The sequence below is a fragment of the Pedobacter sp. genome, assembly GCF_035566355.1.
In the GTDB taxonomy this organism is placed as follows: Bacteria; Bacteroidota; Bacteroidia; order Sphingobacteriales; family Sphingobacteriaceae; genus Pedobacter.
This window is the reverse complement of record NZ_DATMRL010000200.1, coordinates 1-3,569: the sequence shown is the minus strand read 5'-3', so window position 1 is coordinate 3,569 and position 3,569 is coordinate 1. Positions and strand designations below refer to the sequence as shown.

At 40.6% G+C, this 3,569-nt stretch carries 4 protein-coding genes; all 4 read left to right on the top strand.

Annotation, left to right across the window (positions count from 1 at the left end; all coding sequences use genetic code 11):
- Nucleotides 1-466 (top strand): UDP binding domain-containing protein (locus tag VNZ46_RS07850; protein WP_325559518.1); only part of this gene is annotated, 466 nt, incomplete at its 5' end.
- 26 nt (nucleotides 467-492) lie between these two features.
- Complete coding sequence (locus VNZ46_RS07845; RefSeq protein WP_325559517.1) at nucleotides 493-1,494, top strand: acyltransferase; 1,002 nt, start codon at nucleotides 493-495, stop codon at nucleotides 1,492-1,494.
- 31 nt (nucleotides 1,495-1,525) lie between these two features.
- Nucleotides 1,526-2,965: a lipopolysaccharide biosynthesis protein gene (locus VNZ46_RS07840; protein WP_325559516.1), complete on the top strand. Its 1,440-nt coding sequence runs from the start codon at nucleotides 1,526-1,528 to the stop codon at nucleotides 2,963-2,965.
- A partial coding sequence (locus VNZ46_RS07835) for a DegT/DnrJ/EryC1/StrS family aminotransferase (RefSeq protein ID WP_325559515.1) occupies nucleotides 2,962-3,569 on the top strand: 608 nt, incomplete at its 3' end. The genes VNZ46_RS07840 and VNZ46_RS07835, both read left to right, overlap by 4 nt.

Here is a 3,569-nt window from a genome sequence, read left to right as displayed (position 1 = left end):
TCTAGCGCAAAAAGCACAGGAGATGGGGTATCACCCCGAAATCATCCTCGCAGGGAGAAGAGTAAATGATGCAATGGGCGCATATATAGCCGATGAATTGGTTAGAAGAATGGTCGCGAACGGGCACAATTATCAGAGCGAGGTATTAATTCTTGGATTTACTTTCAAGGAAAATTGCCCCGATGTGCGGAACACAAAAGTAATCGATATTGTACGGAGACTAAGGGAATACCAGATTAAAGTGGTGATCCATGATCCATGGGCAAATCCAAGTCAGGTAGAAAAGGAATATGGTGTAATTTGTCAAAATGGAGAGTCCAAAACAAGAACTTATGATGCTATTGTCTTGGCAGTTGCACATGAAGATTTCAAGGGTATGGACATCTCGGGAATGTGCAAAGAAAATACGGTTGTGTATGATCTGAAATCTGTATTGCCAGATACGGTGGTGAATATGAGGTTGTAAAATATATTCTAAATCTTGAATGTCAAATGCCACGCTTAAAAGAACTCGATGTATTAAGAGGCATAGCTGCGTTAAATGTAGTTCTGTTCCATTATACAACTAAATTCAGGCTCAACTTTGGCCATCGCTATTCCAGTGTTTACGATTGGGACTACGGCCAGTACGGCGTTGAATTGTTCTTTATGATTAGTGGATTTGTGATCTTTATGTCTCTGCAAACAGGTACAACACTGGAATCCTTTGCATTTAAAAGATTTTCGCGGCTATACCCAACCTATTGGGTTTGTGTATTGATCACCTTTGTGGTTATCGCACTTGCTGGTGATCCGCTCCTGGAACCTCAAGGCTTTTCTATATTATTGTGGAATATGACCATGGTTCAAGGTGCTTTTAATATCCCAAATATTGACGGCGTTTATTGGTCACTGATTCCGGAATTGTTCTTTTATCTGATGCTCGGCAGCCTGTATCTTCTAAAGGTTTTACCCTACACCAGGACATTGGCGGTGGTCTGGCTTTCGTTGATGACATTTAACGCATTTTATGGCCTTCCTCTGGGCGCGTATATTTTAAACCTGCAATATGGGATGTTCTTTATGGCTGGGATCTTGTTTTACAAATTAAAATTTGGAAAGGGAGACTGGCGGGAGCATCTGTTGATTGGTGCCTGCTTTCTGACGGCAATGGTGGTTTATCCTTCTGTTCATTTTTTCTATGTATGCCTGGTATCTTTTTTATTGTTTTACCTGTTCGTTTATAACCGGATAACATTTCTAAGCTGGAAACCATTCTTATTTTTAGGCTATATCTCTTATCCCTTATACCTGCTCCATCAAAACATTGGCTTTATACTCATCAGGAAACTTGGCTTGTACCTCAGGAGTGAAGTGGTCGCTATTGTGATCACTATTATAAGTATGATCTTACTTGCCTGGATCGTAACCAGGTTTATTGAGAAACCTGTTCTGCATTTTTTAAGAAACCTTCACTTCAGCAGAAGCCGTATTTCTGGTTATTTTTTGAAATAGCTTACACCTATATCGTACTAGACCTTTGACGATGAGTTTGAAACAAAAAACCTTATCTGGCCTAATCTGGACCTTTATACAGCAGTTCAGTGTTCAACTCATTAGCTTTTGTATTACCATTATTCTTGCCAGGATATTATTACCCAAAGAGTTTGGCCTACTGGCCATGCTGTCTGTTTTTGTTGCCGTGGGCAACTCTTTGTTGGAAGGTGGTTTAACCTCTTCCTTAATCCGTTCATCGGGTTTAAGCCAGGAAGACTATTCTACTGTGTTTTTCTTTAACCTGGGCGGAAGTGTAGTGATTTATCTGCTGGTATTTATGATGGCTCCCTATATTTCTGCCTTTTACCATCAGGATATTTTAACATTGATATTAAGGGTTTATGCGCTCGACTTCATTCTGAATGCTTTTTTTGGTGTTCAGAACGCACGGCTCACCAAAGAAATGAATTTTAAAATACAAATGGTCATTCAGATTCCTTCTGTATTCATTGGCGGCTTACTTGGTGTAGGTCTTGCTTTAAATGGGTTTGGAGTTTGGAGCCTGGTCTGGATGAACCTGTTGCAATCTTTTATTTCCACCCTGCTGCACTGGATGTATTCAGGTTGGCTGCCATCTCCGGTTTTTAGTAAACGCTGCTTTAAACAGCATTTCCATTTCGGCTATAAAATGACACTGACCGGGCTGCTCGATATCCTTTACAGGAATATTTATGTACTCATTATTGGAAGATACTTCTCCATTACCCAACTAGGCTTTTATTCAAGGGCAGATTCAGTCAGTCAGCTGCCTGTATCCAATATCTCGGCAGTGATCAATAAAGTAACCTATCCGATGTTTGCCACGATAGTTAACGATGACCTGCAACTGAAAAGAGTTTATAAAAAGCTGATGCAACAGGTGCTTTTCTGGAATGCACCAGTTTTGATATTTCTTGCCGTGGTTGCAGAACCCTTGTTCAGGCTGTTGCTTACCAGTAAATGGCTCCCGGCAGTTCCTTATTTTCAGATTCTCTGCATGGCTGGTGTTATCTATCCCTTACATGCTTATAACCTCAATATACTTAAGGTGAAGGGGAGAAGCGACCTGATCCTTAAACTGGAAATGATCAAGAAGGTGCTCTGTGTGGTGGGAATATTCAGTGTGGTGTCTTTTGGTATATATGGGCTGCTTTATTTTCAGCTCGGTTTTAATTTTCTGGGCTATTATATTAATTCCATTTATAGCAGCAAACTGATTAACTATCCCGTCAGGGAGCAAATCAGTGACATTTTTCCCATACTGGTCATTTCATTTTTATCCGGGATTTTCTGTTATGCCTTAGATCATTTTTATCTGCAATACCTGCTGGCGGATACACTCCGGATTGTGATAGACGGATTGTGTTTTTCCCTGATTTATCTGGGCAGCAGCAGCCTCTCCAAGTTGAGTGCTATACATGACTTTAAACAATTAATTCTTAAACCATGATACCTGTAACTAAACCTTTTCTTCCAAAGATCCAGGAGTTTGAAGAATACATCAGCAGTATTTGGGAGCGTCAATGGCTCACCAACAATGGGCCGCTGGTCAATGAGCTTGAATTGAAATTAAAAACCTATTTAAATGTAAAGCATTTGCTTTATGTGGCCAATGGAACCATGGCGCTGCAATTGGCGATCAATGCCCTTGAACTGAGCGGTGAGATTATTACCACGCCCTTTTCTTTTGTGGCCACCACCAACAGTATTTTATGGGAGGGTTGCACACCGGTTTTTGCAGATATAGATGCAGAAACTTTTAATATTGATCCGGCTAAAATTGAGTTGGCCATTACTCCAAAAACATCGGCCATCCTGGCTACTCATGTGTACGGAAATCCATGCGATATTGAGGCCATACAAGCCATTGCAAATAAATATGGATTAAAAGTGATTTACGATGCAGCTCATTGTTTTGGGACGAAATATAAAAACAAATCGGTATTTGAATATGGAGACATCAGTACAACCAGCTTTCATGCAACCAAGCTTTTTCATACAATTGAAGGCGGAGCCGTTTTTACCCAGTGCCCGGATCTGCTTCGGAAAATGGC